At 66.4% G+C, this 2,693-nt stretch carries 3 protein-coding genes and 1 pseudogene; all 4 read right to left on the reverse strand.

Annotated features, from left to right (window positions below):
* Positions 1 to 233 (reverse strand): annotated as a pseudogene (locus tag B3T77_RS16195) (PhoH family protein); the annotation flags it as partial.
* A 26-nt stretch (positions 234 to 259) separates the two neighbouring features.
* Positions 260 to 1,696: a tRNA (N6-isopentenyl adenosine(37)-C2)-methylthiotransferase MiaB gene (gene miaB / locus B3T77_RS16200; protein ID WP_066555301.1), complete on the reverse strand. Its 1,437-nt coding sequence runs from the start codon at positions 1,694 to 1,696 to the stop codon at positions 260 to 262.
* Positions 1,697 to 1,739: 43 nt separating this feature from the next.
* On the reverse strand, positions 1,740 to 2,225 hold the full coding sequence (locus B3T77_RS16205; protein WP_055808861.1) for a Fur family transcriptional regulator: 486 nt from the start codon (positions 2,223 to 2,225) through the stop codon (positions 1,740 to 1,742).
* A 27-nt stretch (positions 2,226 to 2,252) separates the two neighbouring features.
* Positions 2,253 to 2,693, reverse strand: a complete 441-nt coding sequence (gene rimI / locus B3T77_RS16210) for a ribosomal protein S18-alanine N-acetyltransferase (RefSeq protein WP_292080940.1) — start codon at positions 2,691 to 2,693, stop codon at positions 2,253 to 2,255.

A 2,693-nucleotide genomic window follows, 5' to 3' on the forward strand; every position in this document is an offset into this window, starting at 1 on the left:
CCGCGCGCCTGTCCTAGGGCTGCGCGCACGTCGGCCTCGGTGACTTCCGCGCCCAGGGCCGCGCGCTTGGCCAGATCCTCAATCACCTGGCGGGCGTCCGTGCGGTCGCGTGCGCCGCCATTGACGGAGACCCCGCCGCCCGGCGCCTCGACCAGCACCTTGAAGGCGTCCTCGATCAGGGCGACGTGGCGACTGTTCGGCCCGATGACCGCCCGCAATTCGGCATCGTTCAAGGGGACGAATTCAGACTCACGCGCCATCAAGCGGCCTTTTCTTTTTGGGCTGTCGCCGAGCCTGCGCGACCCGGCTGTTTGAGCCCGTCTGCTATGAGCCGGCCTGACAGACTGTTCTGCTGGCCGGCGATGATCTCAACCGGAACGATCTGCCCGATCAGATGATCCGCGTCATCGACGTGGACCGATTGAAGATATGGGGATCGACCAATCGCTTGGCGACGGTGGCCGTGCCGTCCCGTCTTGTCGAACAGCACGTTCAGCGTCCGGCCGGCTTGGGCGGCGTTGAAGGCGGTCTGCTGTTCCGTCAGCAGGGCGATCAGGCGATGCAGTCGGTCTTTGACGACGTTCGGCTCCACCTGTTTGCCCATGCCCGCCGCCGGCGTGCCCGGTCGCGGCGAATAGGCAAAGGCGAAGGCCCCGGCGTAGTTCACACGCCGCACCAGATCCAGCGTGTCCTCGAACTCCCGATCCGTCTCACCGGGGAAGCCGACGATGAAGTCGCCCGCGATGGCGATATCCGGCCGCGCGACGCGGATCCGGTCGATCAGATCGAAATATTTCTGACGCCCGTGCTTGCGGTTCATCGCCCGCAAAATGCGATCCGACCCCGCCTGAACCGGCAGATGCAGATAGGGCATCAAGGCGTCCAGATCGCCATGCGCGGCGATCAATTCATCGGCCATGTCGTTGGGATGGCTGGTCGTATAGCGGATGCGGTCCAGGCCGGGGATCTCGGCCAGAGCATAGGCCAGTTCGGCCAGGGTCGCCTTTCGCCCGTCCGGCCGCTCGCCGTCATAGGCGTTGACGTTCTGGCCCAGCAGGGTGACCTCGCGCACGCCCCGATCCGCCAGTTGTCTCGCCTCTTCCAGCACCGCCGCCATCGGCCGCGACCATTCGGCGCCGCGCGTATAGGGCACGACGCAGAAGGTGCAGAACTTGTCGCAACCCTCCTGCACCGTCAGGAAGGCGGTCGGCCCCTCGGTGAACCGGGCTGCGGGCAGGGCGTCGAACTTGTCGTCGGGAGCGAAGTCGGCGCCGATCCGCTCGCCCCGCGCCCGCGCCGTGCGGGTCAGAAGCTCGGGCAGTTGGTGATAGGCCTGGGGACCGACGACGATGTCGACGGCCGGCTGGCGACGCATGATCTCCTCGCCCTCGGCCTGGGCGACGCAGCCGGCGACCGCGATGGTCAGATCCCCGCCGGTTTCGCGCCGGATGTCGCGCATCTCCCGCAGCTTGCCGAGCTCGGAGTAGATCTTCTCGGCCGCCTTCTCGCGAATGTGGCAGGTGTTCAGAATGACGAAGTCGGCGGCCTTCACGTCGTCGGTGACGCCATAACCCAGCGGGCGCAGCACATCAGCCATGCGCTCACTATCATAGACGTTCATCTGACAGCCGTAGGTCTTGATGAACAGACGTTTTTGGGGCGCCGTCTCGACTTGAGGAACCAGGGTCTCGGTCATCGTGGGCTTATGATCGCCCGCAAGCGTCGCGACAAGCCGAGCGTCAGCCCGCATCCACATCGGCGGGATCGATCCGCGCCGCATGGCGGGTGAAGATCAGGCCTTCGCGCTTGGACGGCTCGGCGCCCTCGATCGCAACGCCGTAGAGCTCCAGCTTGTGGCCGATCAGCTGGAAGCCCAGCCGTTCCGCGATCTCATTCTTCAGCCGCTCGATCTCGGCGTCGAAGAATTCGATCACCTCGCCCGACTTGGTGTCGATCAGGTGATCGTGGTGATCGTCGCCGGCCTCTTCATAGCGGCTGCGGCCGTCGCCGAAGTCATGCTTCTCGACCACGCCCGCCTCTTCGAACAGGCGCACGGTGCGATAGACGGTGGCGATGGAGATGTGCGGATCGATGGCCGACGCGCGGCGATACAGCTCTTCCACATCCGGGTGGTCCGCGGCGTTAGACAGCACCCGGGCGATCACCCGGCGCTGTTCGGTCATACGCATGCCGCGCTCGGCGCAGAGTTTTTCGATCCGGTCCATGCGCCTAGAATAGGGGCTTGGATCGCATCAGGGAAGCGTCAGGTTGGCGTCCGGCGCACAGAGGTCGCGGCTCATCACCACAGCATCGGTCCGCGATCCGTCGGCGCCCGCATAATAGGCTTTGCGGAGACCGATCGGGTCGAACCCGGTCCGCTCATACAGGCTGCGCGCGGCGACATTGTCGTCGGCGACCTCCAGGAACAGCCGCGTCGCGCCGGCCTGGACCGCAGCGAGGGCCGCCGCCTCGACCAGACGTCGCCCCAGTCCGTGGCGGCGTGCGGACGGGACCACGGCCAGGGTCAGGATTTCCGCCTCGTCGACCACGGTCCGGATAAGGATGAAGCCGTCGGGCTCACTGACCGCCAGCACGCCCGGTTGCGACAACAGATCGGCGAAGGTGTCGGCCCCCCACGGCGCGGCGAAGGCCTGGGCGTGCAGGGCGGCGATGCCGAGGTCGCCGGCATCCAG

It is taken from the genome of Brevundimonas sp. UBA7838, from assembly GCF_002500885.1.
GTDB classification, from domain to species: domain Bacteria; phylum Pseudomonadota; class Alphaproteobacteria; order Caulobacterales; family Caulobacteraceae; genus Brevundimonas; species Brevundimonas vesicularis_C.